This window comes from Pelagibacterium flavum (assembly GCF_025854335.1).
In the GTDB taxonomy this organism is placed as follows: domain Bacteria; phylum Pseudomonadota; class Alphaproteobacteria; order Rhizobiales; family Devosiaceae; genus Pelagibacterium; species Pelagibacterium flavum.
Window position 1 is genome coordinate 2,836,122 of the sequence record NZ_CP107716.1, and the last position, 23,672, is coordinate 2,859,793.

Here is a 23,672-nt window from a genome sequence, read left to right on the forward strand (position 1 = left end):
ATTGCGATTATGCCTTACCTCGCCCATCGTGCAAGCGGGGTTACATGATTGGCTAAAATGCCTATTTCTACTGGCTGGCACCCTCAAATTCGGTACGCCCGCGGCTGTGCCGGCCGTTTTCAGAGCCAAGTCAGTCGCCAGTTGGAGATCGCATGCTGTCCAAATTGTTCAAGCACCACTTTTCTCCCAACCGGCTTCAGCGGGTGCGCGATTTCGTATTTGCCGAGCAAGCGATATTGATCGGCATAGGGCTGGCGGCCGCCTTGGTCTTTGCCTTCATTGAAATCGCCGACGAAGTGAGCGAGGGCGAGACACACGAGATCGACATAGCCATTCTCGAGATGTTCCGGGCGCCGGGCGATCCCAGCCAGATGACCGGGCCGTTCTGGTTTCAGGAGGCGGTGCGCGACATCACCGCCCTTGGCAGTTTTTCGGTTCTCACGCTGGTGGTTTCCAGTGTGGTCATCTATCTCCTTCTCACCCGGCGTGCCGGCGCAGCGCTTCTGGTCGCGGGGGCAGTTATCAGCGGCGCGCTGCTTTCCGATCTGCTCAAGGATTTCTTTGACCGCCCGCGACCCGAATTTTCCGCGGTGGCGCATGAACTCTCGGCCAGTTTTCCCAGCGGGCACTCAATGATTTCCGCGGTAACCTATCTCACACTCGGCGCTCTGCTGGCCCAACTGTCGGAACGATGGCGCGAGAAGGTGTTCTTTTTCGGGGTCGCCATCGTCCTGACGGCACTTGTCGGCGTCTCCCGGGTGCTGCTGGGCGTTCATTATCCGAGCGATGTTGTCGCCGGCTGGTCGCTGGGTGCGGCGTGGGCGTTTGCCGCGACGGCATTTGCTTCTATCCTGCGCCGCCGAGGGACCATCTAGAAGCCACCCTGCTACCCAGTTTTACGGGCAAATGTACCGATTTGACCAATCGGGTACGGTGACCGCTTGCAGTTTGCCCGTCCGCGAACTAGCGGTACTATCGATAAAAGCAACCTTCCGTGGGAGGAGGAGCGAATGCGCGCGCTCGCCTTGGCGGTTCAGGCCATCGGTGGCTTGAACCGGCTGATCGGCAACATTTTTGCATGGCTTGCAGTTGGCGTCGTCGCCGTCTGCTTTGCCGTTGTCGTTCAGCGTTACGTCTTTCATACGACTTTTCTGTGGATGCAGGATCTCTACATCTGGCTGAGCGGGGCGATGTTTACCGCCGTCGCCGGATACGCCCTGTTCCGTGACGATCATGTGCGCGTCGATATTTTCTACCGACCCGCTTCGACCAAGCGCAAGGCGATCGCCGATATCGTCGGGGTCGTGATCTTCCTTCTTCCCTTCATGTTTGTCGTCTGGACCTGGGGCCTGCCCTATGTGCAGCGCGCCTGGAGCTTTTTTGAAGCGTCCCAGAACATTGGCGGTATGCCGGGGCTGTTCATACTCAAGACCTTCATCCTGGTGTTTGCGGTCCTGCTCGGCCTGCAGGGCCTTGCCATGGTCGCTCGAGCCATCCTTGTTCTGAACGACAAGGAAGATCTGCTGCCCGAGATGTATCGCTACAGGGTCGAAGGCGAAGAGGAGACGCATCTTGTCTAGCATTGTTATTGGCGAAATCCTCTCGGGCCTTCTGTTTTTCGGCGTCATTGGCGCCCTGTTGCTTGGCTTTCCCGTTGCATTCACGCTGGCCGGCACCTCGCTGATTTTCGGCACGATCGGTTACTTCTTCGGGGTGTTCGACTTTTCCAACATGGGCAACCTCATGGGCCGGTACATCGGCTACATGACCAACGAGGTCCTTGTTGCGGTCCCGCTCTTCATTTTCATGGGCGTGATGCTCGAGAAGTCCAAAATCGCCGAGCAATTGCTTTTGACCATGGGGAAACTGTTCGGTCGCCTGCGCGGTGGATTGGGCATTTCGGTGATCGTCGTGGGTGCGCTTCTTGCCGCTTCCACAGGCGTTGTGGGCGCAACGGTGGTCACCATGGGGCTGATTTCGCTGCCAGCAATGCTGCGCGCCAAATATGACCCAAGTCTTGCTTCGGGCGTAATCTGCGCGTCCGGCACGCTGGGGCAGATCATTCCGCCTTCGACCGTGCTGATTTTCATGGGAGACATGCTCTCCTCGATCAATGCACAGGTGCAGATGGCGCAGGGCAATTTCGCGCCGACGCCCGTGACGGTGGGCGATCTGTTCGCCGGCGCCTTCATTCCCGGACTGCTCCTCGTCGGGCTCTACATCTGTTTCATGATCTACAAGGCGATCACCCAGCCCGAGAGCTGCCCGGCAACGCCAATGACCGAGGAGGAACGCAAGGGCATCGTCAAGGACGTCGCTGTGGCGCTACTCCCGCCGCTCATTCTCATCCTTCTGGTGCTCGGCTCCATCCTCACGGGCATCGCCACGCCTACCGAGGCCGGTTCGGTGGGCGCTGTGGGCGCGACTATCCTTGCTGCGCTGCGCTGGAGACTCTCGTTCAAGGTTCTTCGCGATGCGGCGATGACCACGGCAACCATCACCTCGATGATCTTCGTCATTCTGTTTGGCGCCTCAGTATTCTCAATTGTCTTCCGGGTCATGGGCGGCGACAATCTGGTTCACGAGTTTCTGGCCAATCTGCCCGGCGGCGCCATCGGCGCCATGATAGTAGTCATGCTCATCATGTTCGTGCTGGGGTTCATTCTCGACACGTTCGAGATCATCTTCATCATCATCCCGATCACGGCGCCCATTCTTCTGGCGCTCGGAATCGATCCGATCTGGCTCGGCGTGATGGTGGGCGTGAACCTGCAGACGAGCTTCATGACGCCCCCCTTCGGTTTTTCGCTGTTCTACCTGCGAGGGGTAGCGCCAAACAGGGTAACGACCGGCATGATCTATCGCGGCGCAATTCCGTTCGTTGCGATCCAGATCCTGGCGATAGCCCTGTTGTTCATGTTCCCGCAGCTCATCACCTGGCTACCGTCAATCAACTGAACGATACCAATCGGTCAAACCAAAGGGCCCGTCGATACACTCGGCGGGCCCTTTGGTTTGTTGGCTGCTCCTGCCGCTTGTCTGCAAGGCAACAAAAAAGGGCCCGAACCGAAGTTCGGGCCCCGATGCCTGGAATGATCGGCAGGATCAGTCGAGCGTAAAGTACTGCTCGCGAGCCCGCAGGAAGAGCGAGTCGGTGCCGTCGGTCTTCTGACGGACGATCTTGAACGCTTCGACATAGCTTTCGGCGACCCGCTTGGTGAGTTCGTCGCCATTGTCACGGATGTTGGTGAGGATCTCCTTGGCGGCAACCGCACCTGCTTCCATGATTTCTTCCGGGAACTGGCGAACCGTCACACCGTGGTCGTTGACCAGGGTCTGGAGGGCACGCGGGTCATTGGCCGCGAAGTCGGATGCGACTTCGTCATATTCGGCCTGACAGACGTAGCGCACAAGTTCCTGAAGATCCTGCGGCAGCTCCTGATACTTGGCCTTGTCGACCACGAGTTCGGTCGCCAGACCGGGCTCGATGAAGCTCGGGAAGTAGTAGTTCTTGGCGATCTGGTAGAAGCCGAGCGCGAGGTCGTTATAGGGACCGACGAATTCGGCGGCATCGAGTGTACCGTTCTGCAGTGCGGCGAAGATGTCGCCGGCAGCCAGATTGGTCACCGAGGCGCCGAGCTTTTCCCAAACCTGGCCACCAAGGCCCGGTGTACGGAAGCGCAGCCCCTGAACGTCGGCGACGCCAGTCAACTCGTTGCGGAACCAGCCGCCGGCCTGTGTGCCGGTATCACCGGACAGGAAGCCCTGAACGCCGAACTGGTCGTAAATGTCGTCCCAGATTTCCTGGCCGCCCATGTGGCGAACCCACGCAGCGAGTTCGCGGTTGGTCATGCCGTAGGGGACGCCGGTGAAAAACGACAGGCCCTGGCTCTTGTTCTGCCAGTAGTAGGCGGCGCCGTGGCTCATCTCTGCCGAACCGTCGATGACGGCGTCGAGCGCCTGAAGGCCCGGAACCATTTCACCAGCAGCGAAGACCTGAATCGACAGACGCCCGCCCGAAGCGGCGGTGATCCGATCGGCCAGCCGCTGAGCACCCACGCCCAGTCCGGGGAAATTTTTCGGCCATGTGGTGACCATGCGCCAGGTGATATTGCCCTGGGCAATGGCCGGAGTGGCCAGCGTTGTGGCAGCCGCGGCGACACCTGCGGTCGCTGCGCCGGCCTTCTTGAAGAAGTCGCGTCTTTTCATCAAATCCTCCCTATGGTGCTTTTTGCACCGGCTAGAAACGGTCTTAAGGCCGCGCTTCGAGAGCCGGCACCGTTTTCGAGCGCATCTTCGAAGCGCAGGGCAAAAAAGACTGCATTTGCCTGTCCCCGTCGAGGGCCCGGTTCCTCACGTTACCTGCTTTATTTGCAAAGGCTACCCAGTTTTACGCAGTAAGTGATAATGGACGCGCGCACTATCGGCTACAATCACCCGCAGCCGGCTCATATCCGGTTGGAGGAGAGTTTACGTCATGCAGTTCCGGCACCAGATTCTGGCGCTCGCCATTGTTCCGCTTATCCTTGCCATCGTTGCCATCACCTGGCTGGTGACATGGCAGTCCGCCAGTCTGGCGCGCGCAAGCATCGACACGTTCGAGCGCAACATGGTGCAGGCCAAGCAAGACGAGTTGCTCAACCTCACCAATATGGCGCTGTCGGCAATCGACGGCATTTACCGAGACGCTGGGCCAGACGACGAAGCGGCCAAGGCGCAAGTGAGGGCGATCCTGAACGCGCTCGATTATGGCGAGGATGGGTATTTCTTCGTCTACGACTATGATGGCGTCAACATCGTCCATCCGCGGCAAACCTATCGGCCCGGCCAGAACTGGCTGAGCCTTACCGATCCCAATGGCGATCGGGTGATCTACAATCTGATCGAAAAGGCCAAGGAAGGCGGCGGCCTGCACTCCTATCTGTGGGAAAAGCCTTCTGCTGGAACCATTGCGGAAAAAGTCTCTTTTGCTGTCGGGCTGGATAAGTGGGAATGGATGCTGGGAACCGGCGTTTATCTCGATGACGTGTTCGCCCAGACCGCGGCTGCCCACGAGGACCTTCGCAACACGATCAACTCGACGTTCTTTACGATCGTACTTATCGCGGTGCCAGCGGTGCTGCTGGTGTTCGGAAGCTGGATGGTGCTCAATCTGCATGAGCGCCGGCTCGCGGACAGCAAACTCAAGGAGTTGACCCAGCGAGTCATCGATACGCAGGAAGAAGAGCGCACGCGCATCGCGCGCGAGCTTCACGATGGCATTTCCCAAATCCTGATCGGTGTTCGCTACGCCATCGACCTGGCGAGACGAAAGGTGGAGAATGGCGCTGAAGGGGCTTCCGACGCCATCGGCAAGGGGGCCGACGCGCTTAACGGGGCCATCAAGGAGGTGCGTCGCCTCAGCCACGATCTGCGCCCCGGCGCCCTGGACGATCTGGGGCTTTCAGCGGCGCTCGAGGCACTGACGCACAATTTCGCCGAGCGGACCGGCATCAAGGTCATACTCGAAGCCGTTGCGTTCAAAAACATGCTTCTGCCCGAGGCTCGAACGGCACTTTATCGCGTGGCTCAAGAGGCGCTCAACAATATCGACCGCCATGCCAATGCCAGCGAAGTCACTCTCGCCCTTTCAAGCCCGCATGGTCGCGTTCAGATGGTCATCGCCGATAACGGCAAGGGCTTTTCCCGTGACGCCGGCGCACAGCGCGGCCTGGGCCTGCGCAACATGGCCGAACGCATGGCGCATTTCGGCGGCACGATGCTGGTCGAGCCTTCCCCGAACGGCACGACGCTCCGCGCCACCCTCCCCAAATCGGTCTTTATCCGCCAGTCAAAGCTTGCCGAGGTCGCATGAGCATTCCCAACCCCATCAAGGTGCTCCTGGTCGACAACCACCCTCTGGTGCTCGACGGGCTCAAGGCCATTCTGGAAACCTACGATCATATTGACGTGGTTGGCGCAGCCCCGAGCGCGCGTAGCGCTCTCGACATTGCCCGCGATGCCGGTCCCGACGTGGTGTTGATGGACATCAACATGCCTGAGCTCAACGGGCTGGACGCGATCGAACTGTTCAAGGAACAGTCTCCCGCCACCAAATTGCTGATGCTCTCGATGCATGACAGCCGCGAGTATATTTCGACATCGGTGATGTATGGAGCGTCGGGCTACATCCTCAAGGACGTATCGACCGAGGAGATCATCGAGGCCATAGAGACGGTCGCGGCGGGCGGAACCTTCTTTTCGACCGGCGTTTCGGACGTGTTGCTCGAGCGCGGCGACAGAGCCCAAAAGAGCAAAGCGCTGACCACGCGCGAGCAGGCCATCCTGCTGCTGATCGCGGCTGGAAAATCCAACAAGGATGTGGCCGCAACCCTCGACATCTCCGCACGTACAGTCGAAACGCACCGAAAGAACATCAAGAAAAAGCTCGGTATTGCCACGACCGCCGGATTGACCCGCTATGCCATCGAAAACGGGCTCGTGGGTGGATGACCGCGAAGTCGTGACCGCACCCGGCCCACAAAGCACTTGGCCATCGGTGACAAAACCGACATGGTCGGGCAACTGACTCGCTGACCCGGACCGTCCATGGCCGCCTATATCCTGCGACGCCTGCTTTTGATGATACCGACGGTATTCGGGATCATGGTGGTGTCGTTTCTCGTCATCCAGTTTGCGCCGGGCGGGCCGGTGGAACAGGCGATTGCGCAATACTCGGGAACCGACGTTTCCGCGCTGTCGCGCATTACGGGAACGGCGCAGGGCGACTTTTCCGGCCAGAGCGGCATCGACAACAGCGCGGCCAGCAGCTCCAGCAGCGAACCGCAGGGTGTCTATCGTGGCGCGCGGGGGCTGCCACCGGCCTTTATCGCGCAACTGGAAGCCCAGTATGGCTTCGACAAGCCACCGCTCGAGCGGTTCTTTTCAATGATCTGGGATTTCCTGCGGTTCGACTTCGGGGAGTCGTACTACCGGGACATTTCCGTCATCGATCTGGTCATTGAAAAGATGCCCGTGTCGATTTCGCTCGGATTCTGGATGATGCTGATTTCATACGGCATTTCGATACCTTTGGGGATTGCCAAGGCGGTGCGGGATGGGTCGCGTTTCGATATCTGGACCTCCGGCGTGGTCATTATCGGCTACGCCATCCCGGGCTTTCTGTTCGCCATCCTTTTGATCGTGCTGTTTGCGGGAGGCAGCTTCTGGTCGGTTTTTCCGTTGCGGGGACTGACCTCATCGGGCTTTGCATCCATGCCCTGGTATCAGCAGATCCTTGATTATGCCTGGCACCTGGCTCTGCCGATCGCGGCTATGGCTGTGGGTGCGTTTGCGACATCCACGCTGCTGGTCAAGAACTCGTTTCTCGATGAAATCCGCAAGCAATATGTCGTCACCGCCCGCGCCAAGGGGTTGACCGAGAACCGCGTCCTCTACGGCCATGTATTCCGAAACGCCATGCTGATCGTGATCGCGGGCTTTCCCGGTGCGTTCGTTGGCGCGTTCTTTGGCGGATCGCTGCTGATCGAGACCATCTTCTCGCTCGATGGGCTTGGCCTGCTTGGCTTTCAGTCGGTCGTGACGCGGGACTATCCGGTGATCTTTGCCACGCTCTACATCTTCTCGCTTGTCGGTCTGATTTTGGGGCTGATCTCCGATCTCACCTATATGTGGATCGATCCGCGCATCGATTTCGAGTCGCGAGAGGTTTGAGTTTGGCTGTTTCGTCCATAAACCAGCGCAGGCTCGCCAACTTCCGCCGCAACAGGCGCGGATATATCTCGTTCTGGATTTTCGTGATCCTCGTGGTCGTGACGCTCTTTGCCGAGGCCATCAGCAACGACAAACCCTTGATTGTCTCGTACAATGGCGAACTGCTGTTTCCTGTGGTGATCGACTATCCCGAGAGCAAGTTCGGCGGGTTCCTCGCTGTGACGCAGTATCGTTCCTCGGTTATCCAGAACGAAATCAACGAAAAAGGCTGGGCCCTCTGGCCCTTGTTCCGGTATTCCCATCGCACTGTCGACACCGCCCTGCCCCGGCCAGCGCCTACGCCGCCGAGCTGGCTGATGAGCCAGGAGGAGAACTGTGCGCGCTATCGGCTCGGCGTTGAAGATCCGGGGTGTATCCTGGGCAACATGCATGTACTCGGCACCGATGATCAGGGACGCGATGTGTTGGCGCGGCTGATTTACGGGTTTCGGATTTCGGTGCTTTTCGGGCTTACGCTTACGATTCTATCCTCCGTGGTCGGGATAGTGGCCGGTGCGGTCCAAGGCTATTTCGGCGGCTGGACCGACCTCCTGTTTCAGCGCTTTATCGAAATCTGGACTTCAATCCCTTCACTCTATCTGCTGCTCATCATTTCGAGCGTCATTGCGCCGAGTTTTTGGGTTCTGCTCGCCATTCTGCTGCTGTTTTCCTGGGTTGCCCTGGTGGGCGTTGTGCGTGCGGAATTCCTGCGTGGGCGAAACTTCGAATATGTCAACGCGGCGCGCGCGCTGGGGGTGGGCAACCCGACGATCATGTTCCGGCATCTTCTGCCAAATGCCATGGTCGCAACGGTCACCTTCGTGCCTTTCATTCTCGGCGGTTCGATCACGACACTGACGGCGCTCGACTTTCTGGGCTTCGGGTTGCCGCCGGGATCGCCCTCGCTGGGCGAACTGCTGGCGCAGGGCAAGAACAATCTTCAGGCACCGTGGCTTGGGCTGACCGGGTTTGCGGTTATTTCCATCATGCTGAGCCTACTGGTCTTTGCAGGCGAAGCGGTGCGAGATGCGTTCGATCCACGCAAGACGTTCGGATGACCCAATGACCGATCCACTGCTGAGCATCCGCAATCTCGATGTTTCGTTCCAGCTCGGTGAAAGGCGGATCGATGCCGTCCGGAATGTAAGTTTCGACATCGCGCCCGGGGAAACGCTGGCACTGGTCGGAGAATCAGGGTCAGGCAAATCGGTAACTGCTTTGTCCGTCCTCCGGCTCCTGCCTTACCCTTCGGCGTCCCATCCCCAGGGCCAAATCCTCTTTAGAGGCTCCGATCTGCTGACGGCGAGCGACAAGGCGCTCCGCACAGTGCGCGGCAATGACATCGCGATGATCTATCAGGAGCCGATGAGTTCGCTCAATCCGCTGCACACTATTGAACGGCAGGTCAGCGAAGTATTGTCCGTGCATCAAGGGCTGGGTCGCAGCGCGGCGCGGAAGCGCGTTCTCGAGCTCCTCGATGCTGTTGGCATTCCCGATCCTGAAACGCGGCTCGCTTCCTTTCCCCATCAGCTCTCGGGCGGGCAACGCCAGCGGGCGATGATTGCCATGGCGCTGGCCTGTGAGCCGGAGCTACTGATTGCCGATGAACCCACCACGGCGCTCGACGTGACGGTTCAGGCCCAAATCCTCGATTTGCTGAAATCGGTGCAACAGCGGATGGGCATGGCCATGCTGTTCATCACCCATGACCTCGGCATCGTGCGCCGGATGGCAAACAAGGTCTGCGTCATGCAGAATGGCGAAATCGTTGAGAGGGCAGAAACAGAGACGCTGTTTGCCGATCCACAGCACGCTTATACAAAGCGCCTGCTTTCGTCCGAATTATCCGATATGGCGCCGGTGGTCACCATGACCGGCGCGCCGGTTATGGCAGTGGACGGTCTCAAGGTCTGGTTTCCCATAAAGCGGGGATTGTTCAAGCGCACGGTGGGTCACATCAAGGCCGTCGATGGTGTCGACCTGGTCGTCAGGCGCGGCGAAACGCTGGGCGTGGTGGGAGAATCCGGATCGGGAAAAACGACGCTGGGGCTCGCCATGCTCCGTCTCATTTCATCTGAGGGGCGGATCGTTTTCCTGGGTGACGACATCACCGGGAAGCGGTCACGTGCCATGCGGCGCTATCGCGCCGACATGCAGGTGGTCTTTCAGGATCCCTACGGCTCGCTTTCTCCGCGCATGAGCGTTGGCGACATCATCGCCGAAGGGCTGGCGGTTCATTTTCCCAACATCAAGGCGCAGGAACGCGATGAGAAGGTCAAGGCCGTTATGGCCGAGGTCGGGCTCGAGCCGGAAATGCGGCATCGCTATCCGCATGAATTTTCCGGCGGTCAGCGGCAGCGCATCGCAATAGCCCGCGCGCTAATCCTCGAACCCAAATTCATCGTACTCGACGAGCCGACCTCGGCGCTCGACATGAGCGTGCAGGCGCAAATCGTCAAACTCCTGCGCGACCTGCAGTTGCGCCACAGGCTGACCTATATTTTTATTTCCCACAATCTTAAGGTCGTGCGGGCCATCGCCAGCGAGATTATCGTGATGCAGAATGGCAAGATCGTCGAACAAGCTCAAACCGAAGCGCTATTTACCGCTCCCGAGCATCCCTACACCTGCACGCTGCTGGCAGCCGCCCTCGATGTGGCCATCGGATAAGATATTATCGCGCGTGCCATTGCCCTGGCGCACGAAACTTGCACCGCGCACGGCGCGCTCCCGCAAAAGTGGTATCCACTTTTGAGTAAAGCGCACTAAGATCAACACGAAACCAGCTTCGCCTCGAGAGGGGATTAACGCCATGAAGACGTTTGCTTTTGCCACCGCCTTGCTGACCACATTGTCGCTTTCCGGCGCGGCTGTTGCGCAGGATGATGCGAATTGGGTGCATGCCATTGCCCTTGATGGCACTCCGAAATACGAAGCCGGCTTCGAGATGTTCGACTACGTCAATCCCAATGCCCCAAAGGGCGGCACGGTGCGGCTTCCGGCACTGGGCGGATTTGACACGTTCAACCCCATCCTTCCGCAGGGTGAATCGGCAACGGGCCTGGGGCTGGTCTATGAGACGCTGACCACGCAAAGCGCCGATGAAAACTCTGTCGCCTACGGGCTTCTGGCCGAAGCGTTCAGTTACCCCGATGATTTTTCCTCTGTCACCTTCCGGCTCAATCCGCGCGCCCGCTGGCAGGATGGCGAACCGGTCACCGCTGAGGATGTGCTCTGGAGCTTCGAGCAGGTGATGGAGATTTCTCCGATCTATGCGGAATATTATGCCTCGGTCGAAGATGCTGAAATCACCGGCGAGGGTGAAATCACGTTCTTTTTCAGCGAGGCCGGGAACCGCGAACTGCCTTCAATCATGGGCCAGCTTCTGGTCCTTCCCAAACACTGGTGGGAAGGCGAGAATGCCGAGGGAGAACCCCGAAACATCGGGGCATCCACTCTTGAATTGCCCATGGGATCGGGTCCTTACACACTTTCCAGCTTCGACGCTGGCCGGACAGTCACATACACGCGCGATCCCGACTATTGGGGCGCCGACGAACCGGTCAATGTGGGAACGTCCAATTTCGATGAGTACCGTATCGAGTATTTCCGCGACACCACGGTGATGTTTGAGGCCTTCAAGGCCGATGAATTCGACTGGTGGACGGAAAACATCGCTCGGCGCTGGGCGACAGGCTATGACTTCCCGGCCGTCAATGACGATCGCGTAGTGCTTGAGACGTTCGAGAATGGCTATAATGCCTCCGGCGTTATGTGGGGCTTCGTGCCCAACCAGCGTAAGGAGAAGTTCCAGGACCCGCGGGTTCGTGAGGCGCTGAATTACGCTTTCGACTTCCAGGAATTGAACCGGACGCTGTTCTACGAACAGTACCAGCGCATCGATTCCTATTTCTTCGGCACTGATCTTGCTGCGCCCGATGGACCGCCAACCGGGCTTGAGCTTGAAATTCTCGAGGAGGTCCGTGATCTCATTCCGGCATCGGTATTTGATGCACGCTTTGCCAATCCGACCGGGGGCAGCGAGGAAGCACTTCGTGCGAATTTGCAGGAGGCCCTGCGGCTGTTCAATGAAGCAGGATACACACTTGAAGGAACACAACTGGTCGACGCGAACGGCGAGCAGTTCAGCTTCGAGATCCTGTCGTACGACAATACAATCGAGCCGGTAGCGCTGCATTGGGCCGACAACCTCAATGCGATCGGCGCCAACGTAACGCTGCGGGTGGTCGATACCCCCCAATACACAAATCTGGTCCGCTCGTTCGATTATGACGTGATCTACACCCGTTGGGCCCAGTCGCTCTCCCCCGGCAACGAGCAGCGCTATTTCTGGGGTTCTTCATCGGCCGATGAGCAGGGCTCGCAAAACTACGCGGGTATTTCGGACCCCGGGGTTGACGCGCTGATCGAAAAGATCGTCCTGGCACCGGACCGCGAGACACTGGTTGCGGCAACACATGCCCTCGATCGTGTGTTGCTGGCCATGAACAATGTCGTTCCCAGCTATACGATCACCTACGCCCGCACGGCGCGCTGGGACCGGTTCAGTCATCCTGAAACCCTGCCGGAGTTCTCAATCGGGTTTCCCGATGTCTGGTGGTGGGACGAAGAAAAGGCCGCGGCGACCGGCGGCAATTCACAATAATTGAAAATGACCTGCGCTTGGCGCAGGTCATCAAACACAAGCTCTGGAAAGTCTGACCATGGCTCAGGACGTCATCGTCATCGGTGCCGGCATCGTCGGCGTATCGACTGCAATTCACCTGCTTCGGCGCGGCCGGAGCGTATTGCTCATCGACAAGAACGCGCCCGGTCGGGAGACCTCGTTTGGCAATGCCGGGATCATCCAGCGGGAAGGCGTACGCCCGCACGCCTTCCCGCGCGATCTTGCGACGCTGATGCAGGTGGGCCTGCATCTGTCCACCGCGGCACGCTACGACCCGTTCGCGCTGCCCAAGGTCACCCCTGCCCTGATGCGTTATTGGTGGGAATCCTCGCCCAACCACTACAGCCATGTGGTCAGGAGCTATGCGCCGCTGATCGCCCGGTCGATCGATGAGCATTCCGACCTGATCTCTGCGGCCGGCGCGGAAGATCTGGTTATCAAGAAGGGTTGGTACCTGGCGTTCAGGACAGACGACAAGCTCAAGGCTGAAGCCGCCAAGGCGAAAAAGGATCTCGAACTCTATGGCATCAACCATCGCGTGGTGGATGGCGTGGAAATGGCACGGATCGAACCCGATTTCACCGAAAAGCTGGCCGGAGCGATCCACTGGACCGATCCGTGGACGGTCCGCAATCCGGGCGCACTGGTTGCCAAATATTTCGAGCTGTACAAATCGATGGGTGGCCATTTTCTTGGCGGAGAGGCAACGGGTCTCGAGCAGGACGGCGACAATTGGACGGCTACAGTCGCCGATACGCGCTACACCGCCCGTGAAGTCGTGGTGACCCTGGGTCCGTGGGCTCCTGAAGTCCTTGAGCCATTGGGTTATCGCCTACCGCTGTTCGTCAAGCGCGGCTACCACATGCACTACGGAACGCAGGGCGGCGCTACGCTCAACAACTGGCTGATCGATGCCGAAGTCGGCTACTGCCTTGCGCCGATGGAAAACGGGGTTCGCTTGACGACAGGTGCCGAGTTCGCGCTGCGCGACGCAGCGCCCAGCCCTATCCAGCTCGGCCGTGCCGAGGCCAAAGCGCGGGCGCTTTTCCCGCTCGGGGAACGGCTCGACCCGCAACCGTGGAAAGGGGCTCGCCCCTGCACGCCTGACATGATGCCGATCATCGGGCCAGCGCCCAAACATCGCGGTCTGTGGGTCGGCATTGGCCATGCCCATCATGGCTTCACCCTCGGCCCGGCCACCGGACATCTGCTGGCGCAGGCCATGACCGGCGAGAAGCCCGCAATCGACATCACTCCATTCAGGATGGATCGATTTGCAGGAACTGTTCCCCGGTAGCTAGCCGTTGCTGGTGAGCCTTGGCTCGACCGCTCTGGCTGGGGTTAGCCTCGTAATCAGTTCGAGCGCATCTTTGGCTGGTAGGGGCCGGGAGAACAGAAAGCCTTGAAATTCATCACATCCATGGGCACGAACGGCGTCGAGCTGAGCTTCGGTTTCGACGCCCTCTGCGGTGGTCGCCATGCCCAGACTTCGGCCCAGAGCGATGACTGCCTTGATGATCTCGAAATTGGCGTCCTTGGATCCCACGTCCTCGATGAATGAGCGGTCGATCTTGATCTTGTCGAACGGGAAGGCCCTCAGATACGAGAGCGAGGAATAGCCGGTTCCGAAATCGTCCATCGAAATGCGAATGCCCATGGCGCGCAGGGCATGGAGGGTTTCCAATGTCTGATCGGAATCGCTGAGCAAGACGGATTCGGTGATCTCGAGTTCGAGACGGCTCGCAGGCAAGCAGGCCTCATCAAGGGCCTGCTGGACACTCTCCATCAACCGGCGGCTCTTGAACTGCACGGGTGAAAGATTGACCGCGACACGGATATCTGTGGGCCAGGTTGCTGCTGCCAGGCACGCCTGTCTGAGCACCCATTCTCCCAGTTGCACAATAAAGCCGATTTCCTCGGCGACCGGAATGAACTCGGCGGGCGAGATAAAACCCATTTCCGAGTGCTCCCAGCGCAACAGGGCTTCCATGCAGGATATGGAATTGTTTTCCAGGTCCATGAGGGGCTGGAAAACCAATCTGAACTCGTCGCGAGTCAGACCCAGTTTCAGTCCGCTTTCGATGGCGCGGCGATGCTGCATGGCCGCGTCCATGCCTTTTTCAAAAAAACGGAAATTGCCCCGGCCATCACTCTTGGCGCGATAAAGCGCAAGGTCGGCATTTTTCATCAGCGTTTCGCCATCCGTGCCATCAGTTGGCGCCACAGCTATTCCGATTGAAGTGCCGATGATGACACGATGGCCCTCTATTTCCATCGGGTGGCTGATGGCCGCGACCAGGCGTTCGGCGAGGGCCGCCGCGTCGTTGGGGCTTTTGAGCGGGCCGGCAAGCATGGAGAATTCATCGCCCCCGAGCCGGGCAGCGCATTCATGCTCACGCTTGGCGTGGTTGATGCGCGCCGCAACCTCCTTGAGAACGGCATCGCCTACACCGTGCCCGAGGGTGTCATTAATCACCTTGAAGTGGTCGAGGTCGAAGCACAGCACCGCCATGGTCTCACCGCGACGTATGCGGGATTCTGCCATGGCCATTTCTTCGGCAAACAGCGTCCGGTTGGGCAGGTCGGTCAGAGCATCGTGTCGCGCCAGATGATGAATGCGGGCCTCCGACCGCCGCTGCTCGGTAATGTCCTGATGGGTTTCAACCCATCCACCATCGTCCATCGGCTGGTGAACCAGTGAAATGATCTGGCCGTTCTCGAACTCGCAGATGTCTGCACTGCGTTTCCGATCAGTGATCGTTTGAACCCGACGCTGCAAAAAGGCCATGGGGCCTTCCTTGGGGCGCATTCCGTTCTCGAACCGGTAGTCGAGAATGTCGGTCAGAAGCGTACCGGGCTGGCGTAGGCTCTCGGGAAGATCGTAGAGCATGGCGTAGTTGGCGTTGCAGATCACCAGCCTGTGGTCGGCGTCGATCATGCACAGACCGTGCGCCATATTGTCAACGGCAGTCTCAAATCGAACTGCCTGTTGAGCCAGGTCGGCCTCTCGCTTGGACAGCGCGGTGAGGTGATCGCTGGCATCGGTGATATCTTCGTGGGTAACCAGCCAGCCCGTACCGGCACGGCCCGTATAGGTCGTACGTATGTTGCGGTCGCGAAGATTTTGCTCATACTGGATCGGCGTCTCGCGGCGCTTTTGCCGCTCGAAGCGACTGATCATCGCTTCATAAAGTTCATCAACGCTGTACCCGAAATAATTGCCCGCATCGATTACGGCGCGGCAGCAATCGCGCAGAGTCATGCCAGCATTGAGTGCATCGGCCGCCAGTCCGAACGTCCACGCATAACGGGCGTTGAACAATTCGAGCTTGAAATCCTCACTCCAAACGCACAGCCCGTACGGCATCGCCTCGAGCGCCGCATCTACGGCGTGCGCATTGCTCATTCCCTTGCCGTCCGGCATCCACTTTTCCCCCACGAGCGCCCCTCAAATTGATCGCGCATCATGGGGCGCACCCCTGAAGCAACAGTGAATCCTATCGGTGGATTTGCGGATTTCACGACGAACGCTAACGGAAGGTTAATGCCCGATACGGAACCGAGCGGGTCGGCCGGCGTTTAGGGCCTGCATTGAATACGCTATTGTCTTTTGGATTTTTTGGAGAATTTGATGAGCCGCAATACACTTTATCTTCTGCTTGGCGCCCTGATCGTTGTGGTCGTTGGTTTTGCTATCTATGCCTATCAGCAGGAATCTCAGCCCGACGGCGTCCAGATCGAACTCAACGAACAGGGCATTTCTGTCGAAGGCAACTGACCCAGACCGGCCCATGAAGGCATAATCGTGCTTTCCCCACGCTCCGTGTCCCGCTATTGAGTGCGCAAGGATGCACCAGGATGGGAGGCGGAGCGTATGGGTTTTCCAGCACAAACGATTGGGGATCTCAAGAATCTGGCAAGGCGCCGCGTACCGCGGATGTTTTTCGATTATGCCGATTCCGGTTCCTGGACGGAAAGCACCTATAACGCCAACGAAACAGACTTTTCCAAGATAAAGTTTCGCCAGCGCGTTGCCGTCGACATGACCGACCGCTCGCTGGGCTCGACCATGATCGGCCAAGACGTTGCGATGCCCGTCGCGATAGCGCCGACCGGTTTCGGCGGCATGCAGCATCCCGATGGAGAAATGCTCGGAGCCCGAGCGGCGCGCGCGCTGGGCATTCCATTCACGCTTTCAACCATGAGCATCTGTTCGATCGAGGACGTGTCAGAGGCCACCGGCGGCGCCCCGTTCTGGTTCCAGCTCTATGTGATGCGTGACCGCAAGTTCATGCATAATCTGATCGACCGGGCCAAAGCGGCAAACTGTTCGGCGCTAGTTCTCACGCTGGATCTGCAGATTCTCGGACAGCGGCACAAGGATGCGCGCAACGGGCTCTCTGCTCCCCCAAAGATCAATTTCAACACCGTCTGGCAGCTGGCCTCCCGTCCGCAATGGTGTTTGTCCATGCTCAAGACGCGCCGCCATACGTTTCGCAATATCGTCGGTCATGCAGAAAATGTCGGCGATTTATCCTCGCTGTCGTCCTGGACTGCGGAACAGTTCGATCCCAAGCTCAACTGGTCCGATATCGAGTGGATCAAGGAGCGCTGGGGCGGAAAGGTGATCTTGAAGGGCATCATGGACGCCGAAGACGCCCGCATGGCAGCCGCTTCGGGCGCAGACGCGATCATTGTATCCAATCATGGCGGGCGGCAACTGGACGGCGCACCGTCCTCGATCTCCGCCCTGCCCAGTATCGTAGAAGCGGTGGGCGACAAGATTGAAGTTCACATGGACGGAGGTATCCGCTCCGGCCAAGATGTTTTGCGAGCGCTGTGTCTCGGGGCCAAAGGCGTCTATATCGGCCGGCCGTGGCTCTATGGGCTCGGAGCTGGCGGAGAGGCCGGCGTCCGGCAGGCCCTCGAGATTATCCGCAAGGAACTTGACGTCACCATGGCGCTTTGCGGCGAGCGGGATATCCGCAATGTCGGTCGGCACAACCTCGTCAATCCGGGTGTTTTTTCAGAATGACAACGGCCCATGCTGCCGCGCTCCCTCGCCATGTCGTCGAACGCGCCATCAAAATTGCGTTCGCAGAAGATCTGGGAGAAGCGGGGGACATCACCTCTCAGGCGACGATCGATCCGAAAGCAACGGCGGTCGCTCGCATCAACGCGCGCGGCGCGGGCGTAGTCTGCGGACTCGATTGCGCGGTAGGGGCCTTTTCGTTAATCGGTGCGGGCCTTGAAACAGAAACGTTCGTTGCGGATGGCACCATAGTCTCGGGCGGAGACGCCATTCTTGAAGTGCGCGGCAATGCGCGAAACCTGCTGGCAGCGGAGCGCACGGCGCTCAATTTCCTGACCCATTTGAGTGGCGTCGCAACCCTGACGCGCAGCTTCGTGCTGCAGACCGAAGGGACGGATGCCCGTATCTGTTGCACCCGAAAGACCACGCCGGGGCTGCGGGCGCTGGAAAAATATGCCGTTCGGTGTGGTGGCGGACACAACAATCGTTTCGGGCTGAACGATGCCATCCTGATCAAGGACAATCACATTGCCGTGGCTGGCGGTGTCACCGAAGCCATCGCGGCGGCGAGGGCGTTTGCGGGGCATCTGGTCTCGGTCGAAGTGGAAGTCGACACGCTCGACCAACTTCGCGAGGCTCTGGCGACCGATGTGAACGCCATTCTTCTCGATAATATGGACGAGGACACCCTTGCCCAGGCCGTCGCCATCACCGCCGGACGCGCCAAGCTCGAGGCATCGGGCAATGTTACGCTTGAGCGTGTGGCGGCGATTGCCCGGACGGGTGTGGATTACATTTCGACCAGCCGGATCACCACTGCTGCTGTTCCCCTGGATCTTGGGCTGGACATAAGCATCGATTAGATCCGTTTTTCTCACTCGATCGTAAGACAATCATCGTACGTGGACTGAACCACGTGCGACTCTTCGTCGTATATCTTGGCAAGTGCTGCGCCTTAATATATAGGGCCATCATATTCTTTTCCAGCATATGATCGAGGAACATGAACGTTCGCACTCTATGCCTCTCCTTCCTCTACACTCAGGATGCGAGTGGCTATGAAATTCGCAAGCTTTGCACCGAAGGTGGCGGCGCCTATTTCGTCGAAGCCAGCTTCGGCTCGATTTATCCTGCGCTTGCCAAGCTGGAGGACGATGAACTCGTAACGTCCCGGATCGAGCATCAGGACGGCAAACCGTCCAAAAAGATCTATTCCATTACCGAGGCTGGCCGAGCCGCCTTTTGCGATGCTCTGCACGAACCTTTGGGCGATGATGTCTTTCGCAGCCCTTTCCTGCTTTTCGCTCGTTTTGCACATCTGCTCGACCCCGATCTGGTCAAGTCGCGCATCGAGGACAGGCTGGCCTATCTCGACGCTCAAATTGTCGAACTCAAAGAGCTTCAGCGGGAAATAGAAGGCGGAGATGACACGAGCCATACCAACGACGCATGGGTGATCAGCTATGGCATCACCTGTCTTGAAGTTGCACATCGGCATCTCCATACCCACATGCACTCCTTAATTGCCTCAGCGCGACCAGACAAAGCGCGCGCCGGGCAGCAAGCAGCAGAATAGAGGGCGCTGTTTTATGCAATTTCTCAAGTCTTTTGGTTTATCGTTTTTTATCCTTGCTGGAGCTGCCATTTGGTTGGGCACGGGCACGCTGGTTATGGGCGGCCAGGGTCCTGGAAACGGCGAGCATTCCATTGTCGGTCTCATCGAAGGCGATGATCACGGCCCCATTTCAACAGCGCTGGCCGAGGCCGGCGTCCTCCCCGAGCATTCCCCAGAGACAGTCGAGCAGGCACGTATGACCGTTGCCGAGCGTGTGGCTCAGGCAAACGGGGGACCTGGCGCATCTGTATCGGTACGCACGCAAACGTTTGAACGCCAACAGATGCCGATTGAAGTCACATTGCGTGGCCGCACGACGGCTGCGGCCAATGTTGCGGCAGTCGCCGAAACGGCGGCCGTCGTGGAGACCGTCCATGTCGAAAAGGGCGACCAGGTAGAAGCTGGTGATCTTTTGTGTTCACTTGCACCCGGCACACGCGCCGCGGCTGTTGCACAGGCCGAGGCCGCTCTTGCACAGGCCGAGGCAGGACTTGCTCAGGCTCAACTCGATCTGGAAACCAACACTTCGTTGCGCGAGCGTGGTCTGGCTCCAGCCAATACCGCCAATTCAGTTCAGGTCGCTCTGGCCGCCGCCGAAGCTCAAGTTTCCTCGGCCCAGGCCGCGCTTGACAATGCGAGGGCCGAACTGGATCGGACGGAAATCGTTGCCGAGGTGTCCGGATTGGTTCAGGCCCCTATCGCCACCCGCGGTTCAATGCTCTCTCAGGGCAGCGTTTGCGCGACGATCGTTCAGCTCGATCCAATCGTCTTCTCGGGCTCGGTTGCTGAAGCCAACATCACGCTGGCCCGCACCGGGCTTCCCGCCACGCTGCACACGGTGACCAATCAGGACGCCACCGGTGAGGTGACTTACGTGGCAGCCAGTGCCGACGATGCAACACGTTCTTTCCCCGTCGAAATCGAATTTGCCAATCCCGATTTTTCGATCCGGGAAGGCGTTACGGCCACCGCTACGGTCAATATGGGATCGATGCCGGGGCATCTTCTGCCCCAGTCGGTGCTCACGTTGAACGATGAAGGTGTACTAGGCGTACGGGCCGTTCAAGACGGCATTGTCGCTTTTTACCCTGTGACGATCGTTTCGGATACCAGAGAGGGAGTATGGGTAACCGGGCTTCCTCAATCTGTCGACATCATCACCATCGGCCAGGAATTTGTGATTGAAGGACAGTCGGTGCAGGCCGGGCAGGAAGCTGTTTCGGATGATGCCACTGAGACCTCTGAAGAAGGTGCACCTGCATGACCAGCTTCATCGAGCGCATCCTGCGCATGCCCCGCGTCGTGATGACAATCATGGCGTTGCTGTTGCTCGCGGGCGGGCTTTCCTATTCGGTTCTCCCAAAGGAAAGCTTCCCCGCCATCGACGTTCCGTATCTTTACGTTTCGATCAGCCAGACGGGCGTTTCGCCTCGCGACGCCGAAAACCTGCTGGCCAGGCCGGCCGAAGAAGAACTCAACGGGCTGGACGGTCTGGTCAACATGTCGTCCACCTCGACCACCGGGCATGCTTCGGTGTTCCTCGAATTTGGTGCGAACGTTGATACCGAACAGGCTCTGATCGATACCCGGGCGCGCATTGATGCCATCAAGGCAAACCTGCCCGCCGACGCTGACGATCCGACGGTCAACGAAATCGACATGGTGGGTTACCCCATTATCTCGGTGGCCGTTTACGGTGATGTGCCAGAACGCGAACTGGTGCGCCGCGCGGAGGAACTTCAGACCGCGCTCGAAGGCATCGCGTCAGTTCGCGAAGTCACGCTGTCGGGTGCACGCGACGAAGTTGTTGAAGTCACCATCGACCTGATGCGCCTCGAGGCTTACGACCTCACGGCGAACCAGCTGTTCGACGCTCTGGCCCGCAACAATCTCGTGGTCGCCGGCGGCACGCTCAACACCGGTCAGGGCTCTTTCAGCGTGGAGGTTCCCGGACTCATCACCAGCGCCCAGGACGTCTTCGAGCTGCCCATCAAGACAGATGGCACCAACGTCGTCACGTTTGGCGATATCGCCAACGTCACGCGCACGCTGGAGGACGCCACAGAATACACCAACGTAAACGGCTCCCCTGCCCTGATTCTCGGTGTGAGCAAAAAAGCCGGCACCAACATCATCGAGGTATCCGACACCGTTCGTGCAGTCACCGAGGAACTTGCAGCCGAGTGGCCGCAAGGCGTGGGCCACAGCTTCTTTCTCGATCAGGCTGAAACCACGCTCAGCTTGTTCCGTTCGCTCGAGGCTGCGGTTCTGACCGCTGTGGCGCTGGTGCTTATTACCTGCATTGCCGTGCTTGGCGTCCGCGCCGCGTTCATGATCGGCATGTCGATCCCGCTGTCTTTCATGATCGCATTTCTCTACATGCAGATGACCGGCATGACGATCAACATGATGGTCATGTTCGGGCTGGTGATCGCCGTGGGCGTTCTGGTCGACGACCCCGTGGTGGTCGTCGAATATGCCGAGCGAAAACTGCAGGAAGGTGTCTCCAAGAAAGAGGCCTTCATCCAGGCGATGCACAAGATGTTCATACCGGTCATCGGTGCGACAGCCACAACCCTTGCCGCATTCGTGCCCCTGCTGTTCTGGCCCGGTATCATCGGCAAGTTCATGACCGACCTTCCGACGATCGTGATCGTCGTGATGTCCGCATCATTTGTTTCGGCGCTCATCTTCATGCCGGTTATCGGTGCCGTCATTGCCTCGACCCATGTCGATCCCGAGCGCAAGGAACAAGCCGATATCGTCATGTATCCCGAGAAGTTCCACCCCAAAAAGGTGAAGGGACCGACCGGGATATACGTGCGGCTCATGTCCGTGCTTTTGCGGTGGCCGATCCCAACATTGTTGGTCGGCTTCGGCATCGTGTTCGGAGTATTTTTCGCTTACGCAGCCAACCCTACGGGAACCGAGGCATTCCCAGCCTCCGAGCCTGAATATGCCACGGTTGCAGTGGTTGCCCGCGGCAATTATTCGCCGCAAGAGGTCCGCGACATGCTTGTCGAGGTCGAAGACGAATTGATGCAGGTCCACGGCATTCGGGACATCATCATGCAGTTCGGAACGACTGGCGCCATGGGTACCATGCCGCCCGACACGATCGGCAATTTCCAGCTCCAGCTCGTCGATTACAACCACCGGGTGAAGGCCGAGGAAATCTTCTCCGATATTCGCCAACGCGTTGCCGATATCTCCGGCCTGCAGGTTCAGGTTCTCGCCACCGAGAGCGGTCCACCGGCGGGCAAGGACATCAACATGCGTGTAGAAAGCTCCAGCTACGACAATCTGGCGCCGACCGTCGAACGCATCCGTGATTATCTGGAGAACGAGCTCGCCAATACCGCCGACATCGAGGATGGCCGCCCCTCACCCGGCATCGATTGGCAGGTGACCGTCGATCGTTTGGAAGCAGCCCGATACGGTATCGGCGTGCGCGAACTGGCTCCATATGTTCAGTTGGTAACGTCAGGCGTCAATCTGGGCACCTATCGTGATCAGAGCACAGGGGATGAACTCGACATCAAGGTTCGCCTTCCCCAGGATGAACGCACCTTGGATGCGCTCGATTCCATGCGGATTGCCACATCGCAGGGCATGATCCCGGTTTCGAACTTCATCGATCGGCAAGCGGTTCCCAAGGTCGCGAATATCGAACGGCGCAATCAGACCTATGTGATGCCGATTGCAGCCAATCTGGTTAATCTTCCAGAAGGTGTTTATGCCGCCGATCGCGTCGCCGAACTGCAGGCATGGCTCGATGATCAGGAATGGCCCGATGGCGTGACCTTCGCGTTCGGTGGTGCCGAAGAGCAGATGGGTGATGCCAATGCCTTTATCGCCCAGGCGTTCGGTGCTGCGGTGTTCCTGATCTTCCTGATCCTGCTGCTCGAGTACAACAGCTTCTATCAGGTGTTCGTAACGCTCTCGACGGTATTCATGTCGGTTGCCGGTGTTCTGCTCGGCATGCTCGCTACGGGTATGAGTTTTTCGGCCATCATGACAGGCTTGGGCGTTGTTGCGCTGGCGGGGATCGTTGTCAAAAACGGTATCGTTCTGATCGATACCTACAATGAGTACAACCGCCATCAGCAGGTCGAGCCGGTAACCGCAATGCTACTCACGACGGCGCAACGTGTGCGTCCCGTGCTACTCACCGCATTCCTGACGGCGCTCGGCGTTATCCCCATGTGGGCAAATGTCGAATTCGACTTCCTGCGGCGCGAAATCGTGGTCGGCGGCATCGCCGGATCGTGGTTCATCCACCTTTCGGCGGCGCTGGTAAGCGGGTTGTTCTTTTCGACTGCGCTGACCCTGATCATGGTGCCGGTCATGGTTACGGCCCCCAAGGTCATCAAGGGTCAGGTTGGCAGCCTGTTTAACTGGGTCCGTGGCCGGAAGGCGGCGGAAGCAACGCCCTCTGGCTTTGATGGCATGGCCGTTGAAGTGGCAGGCGACGATGCGGCGCGCCAGCATGTCGTGACCAAGGATACCGAACTGATCGAACGCAATGAGAATGGCGTTACGGTTCTTTCCCGAAGACCCGCAGCCGAATAACAGAAAGGCCCCGC

At 58.8% G+C, this 23,672-nt stretch carries 18 protein-coding genes; 16 read left to right on the forward strand and 2 right to left on the reverse strand.

From position 1 onward, the window contains the following. Positions 1-152 precede the first annotated feature (152 nt). The 3 genes from OF122_RS14340 to OF122_RS14350 all read left to right on the forward strand — a co-directional run bounded on the left by OF122_RS14340 (position 153) and on the right by OF122_RS14350 (position 2,958). Positions 153-875, forward strand: a complete 723-nt coding sequence (locus OF122_RS14340) for a phosphatase PAP2 family protein (protein ID WP_264224873.1) — start codon at positions 153-155, stop codon at positions 873-875. Positions 876-1,010: 135 nt separating this feature from the next. Then, positions 1,011-1,580, forward strand: a complete 570-nt coding sequence (locus OF122_RS14345) for a TRAP transporter small permease subunit (protein ID WP_264224874.1) — start codon at positions 1,011-1,013, stop codon at positions 1,578-1,580. Next, positions 1,573-2,958, forward strand: coding sequence for a TRAP transporter large permease (locus tag OF122_RS14350; RefSeq protein ID WP_264224875.1), 1,386 nt, complete (start codon positions 1,573-1,575; stop codon positions 2,956-2,958). The genes OF122_RS14345 and OF122_RS14350 overlap by 8 nt, the downstream gene beginning before the upstream one ends. Before the next feature lie 147 nt (positions 2,959-3,105). On the opposite strand, the gene OF122_RS14355 is transcribed toward OF122_RS14350, so the two are convergent. Then, entirely contained in the window at positions 3,106-4,209 is a 1,104-nt protein-coding gene (locus OF122_RS14355; protein ID WP_264224876.1) for a TRAP transporter substrate-binding protein, read from the reverse strand. A gap of 268 nt (positions 4,210-4,477) precedes the next feature. Here OF122_RS14355 and mctS point away from each other — a divergent pair, with 268 nt between their 5' ends. The 7 genes from mctS to OF122_RS14390 all read left to right on the forward strand — a co-directional run bounded on the left by mctS (position 4,478) and on the right by OF122_RS14390 (position 13,736). Beyond that, entirely contained in the window at positions 4,478-5,854 is a 1,377-nt protein-coding gene (mctS, locus tag OF122_RS14360; RefSeq protein WP_264224877.1) for a two-component system sensor histidine kinase MctS, read from the forward strand. Next, the gene (gene mctR, locus OF122_RS14365) at positions 5,851-6,492 is read left to right on the forward strand and encodes a two-component system response regulator MctR (protein ID WP_264224878.1); all 642 of its coding nucleotides are present in this window, start codon (positions 5,851-5,853) and stop codon (positions 6,490-6,492) included. Before mctS ends, mctR begins: the two co-directional genes overlap by 4 nt. Positions 6,493-6,588: 96 nt before the next feature. Further along, positions 6,589-7,713: a microcin C ABC transporter permease YejB gene (locus tag OF122_RS14370; protein WP_264224879.1), complete on the forward strand. Its 1,125-nt coding sequence runs from the start codon at positions 6,589-6,591 to the stop codon at positions 7,711-7,713. Positions 7,714-7,715: 2 nt separating this feature from the next. After that, positions 7,716-8,810: an ABC transporter permease gene (locus tag OF122_RS14375; RefSeq protein WP_264224880.1), complete on the forward strand. Its 1,095-nt coding sequence runs from the start codon at positions 7,716-7,718 to the stop codon at positions 8,808-8,810. Positions 8,811-8,814: 4 nt separating this feature from the next. Further along, on the forward strand, positions 8,815-10,422 hold the full coding sequence (locus OF122_RS14380) for an ABC transporter ATP-binding protein (protein WP_264224881.1): 1,608 nt from the start codon (positions 8,815-8,817) through the stop codon (positions 10,420-10,422). Between the two features lie 142 nt (positions 10,423-10,564). Beyond that, complete coding sequence (locus OF122_RS14385; RefSeq protein ID WP_264224882.1) at positions 10,565-12,418, forward strand: extracellular solute-binding protein; 1,854 nt, start codon at positions 10,565-10,567, stop codon at positions 12,416-12,418. A 58-nt stretch (positions 12,419-12,476) separates the two neighbouring features. Then, positions 12,477-13,736 (forward strand): NAD(P)/FAD-dependent oxidoreductase, encoded by a 1,260-nt coding sequence (locus tag OF122_RS14390; protein ID WP_264224883.1) that lies wholly within the window; start codon positions 12,477-12,479, stop codon positions 13,734-13,736. On the opposite strand, the gene OF122_RS14395 is transcribed toward OF122_RS14390, so the two are convergent. Continuing rightward, positions 13,737-15,863: a putative bifunctional diguanylate cyclase/phosphodiesterase gene (locus tag OF122_RS14395; RefSeq protein WP_264224884.1), complete on the reverse strand. Its 2,127-nt coding sequence runs from the start codon at positions 15,861-15,863 to the stop codon at positions 13,737-13,739. It abuts the gene before it with no gap. A gap of 207 nt (positions 15,864-16,070) precedes the next feature. Here OF122_RS14395 and OF122_RS14400 point away from each other — a divergent pair, with 207 nt between their 5' ends. The 6 genes from OF122_RS14400 to OF122_RS14425 all read left to right on the forward strand — a co-directional run bounded on the left by OF122_RS14400 (position 16,071) and on the right by OF122_RS14425 (position 23,658). Beyond that, a complete protein-coding gene (locus OF122_RS14400) occupies positions 16,071-16,217 on the forward strand; it encodes a hypothetical protein (protein WP_264224885.1) in 147 nt (48 codons plus the stop codon). Positions 16,218-16,313: 96 nt separating this feature from the next. Continuing rightward, positions 16,314-17,474, forward strand: a complete 1,161-nt coding sequence (locus OF122_RS14405) for an alpha-hydroxy acid oxidase (protein ID WP_264224886.1) — start codon at positions 16,314-16,316, stop codon at positions 17,472-17,474. Continuing rightward, complete coding sequence (nadC, locus tag OF122_RS14410) at positions 17,471-18,334, forward strand: carboxylating nicotinate-nucleotide diphosphorylase (RefSeq protein WP_264224887.1); 864 nt, start codon at positions 17,471-17,473, stop codon at positions 18,332-18,334. The genes OF122_RS14405 and nadC overlap by 4 nt, the downstream gene beginning before the upstream one ends. 140 nt (positions 18,335-18,474) lie before the next feature. Further along, positions 18,475-19,047, forward strand: a complete 573-nt coding sequence (locus OF122_RS14415) for a PadR family transcriptional regulator (protein ID WP_264224888.1) — start codon at positions 18,475-18,477, stop codon at positions 19,045-19,047. A 73-nt stretch (positions 19,048-19,120) separates the two neighbouring features. Next, complete coding sequence (locus tag OF122_RS14420) at positions 19,121-20,350, forward strand: efflux RND transporter periplasmic adaptor subunit (protein WP_264224889.1); 1,230 nt, start codon at positions 19,121-19,123, stop codon at positions 20,348-20,350. After that, complete coding sequence (locus OF122_RS14425) at positions 20,347-23,658, forward strand: efflux RND transporter permease subunit (RefSeq protein ID WP_264224890.1); 3,312 nt, start codon at positions 20,347-20,349, stop codon at positions 23,656-23,658. The genes OF122_RS14420 and OF122_RS14425 overlap by 4 nt, the downstream gene beginning before the upstream one ends. The last annotated feature ends 14 nt before the right edge of the window (positions 23,659-23,672 follow it).

Bases quoted from the DNA above. Each gene is read 5' to 3' on its own strand.
- OF122_RS14395 (WP_264224884.1), bottom strand. From the start codon at position 15,863: ATGCCGGACGGCAAGGGAATGAGCAATGCGCACGCCGTAGATGCGGCG.
- mctS (WP_264224877.1), top strand. From the start codon at position 4,478: ATGCAGTTCCGGCACCAGATTCTGGCGCTCGCCATTGTTCCGCTTATC.
- OF122_RS14385 (WP_264224882.1), top strand. From the start codon at position 10,565: ATGAAGACGTTTGCTTTTGCCACCGCCTTGCTGACCACATTGTCGCTT.
- OF122_RS14390 (WP_264224883.1), top strand. From the start codon at position 12,477: ATGGCTCAGGACGTCATCGTCATCGGTGCCGGCATCGTCGGCGTATCG.
- OF122_RS14425 (WP_264224890.1), top strand. From the start codon at position 20,347: ATGACCAGCTTCATCGAGCGCATCCTGCGCATGCCCCGCGTCGTGATG.
- OF122_RS14355 (WP_264224876.1), bottom strand. From the start codon at position 4,209: ATGAAAAGACGCGACTTCTTCAAGAAGGCCGGCGCAGCGACCGCAGGT.
- OF122_RS14370 (WP_264224879.1), top strand. From the start codon at position 6,589: ATGGCCGCCTATATCCTGCGACGCCTGCTTTTGATGATACCGACGGTA.
- OF122_RS14380 (WP_264224881.1), top strand. From the start codon at position 8,815: ATGACCGATCCACTGCTGAGCATCCGCAATCTCGATGTTTCGTTCCAG.
- nadC (WP_264224887.1), top strand. From the start codon at position 17,471: ATGACAACGGCCCATGCTGCCGCGCTCCCTCGCCATGTCGTCGAACGC.
- OF122_RS14340 (WP_264224873.1), top strand. From the start codon at position 153: ATGCTGTCCAAATTGTTCAAGCACCACTTTTCTCCCAACCGGCTTCAG.
- OF122_RS14345 (WP_264224874.1), top strand. From the start codon at position 1,011: ATGCGCGCGCTCGCCTTGGCGGTTCAGGCCATCGGTGGCTTGAACCGG.
- OF122_RS14400 (WP_264224885.1), top strand. From the start codon at position 16,071: ATGAGCCGCAATACACTTTATCTTCTGCTTGGCGCCCTGATCGTTGTG.
- OF122_RS14405 (WP_264224886.1), top strand. From the start codon at position 16,314: ATGGGTTTTCCAGCACAAACGATTGGGGATCTCAAGAATCTGGCAAGG.
- mctR (WP_264224878.1), top strand. From the start codon at position 5,851: ATGAGCATTCCCAACCCCATCAAGGTGCTCCTGGTCGACAACCACCCT.
- OF122_RS14415 (WP_264224888.1), top strand. From the start codon at position 18,475: ATGAACGTTCGCACTCTATGCCTCTCCTTCCTCTACACTCAGGATGCG.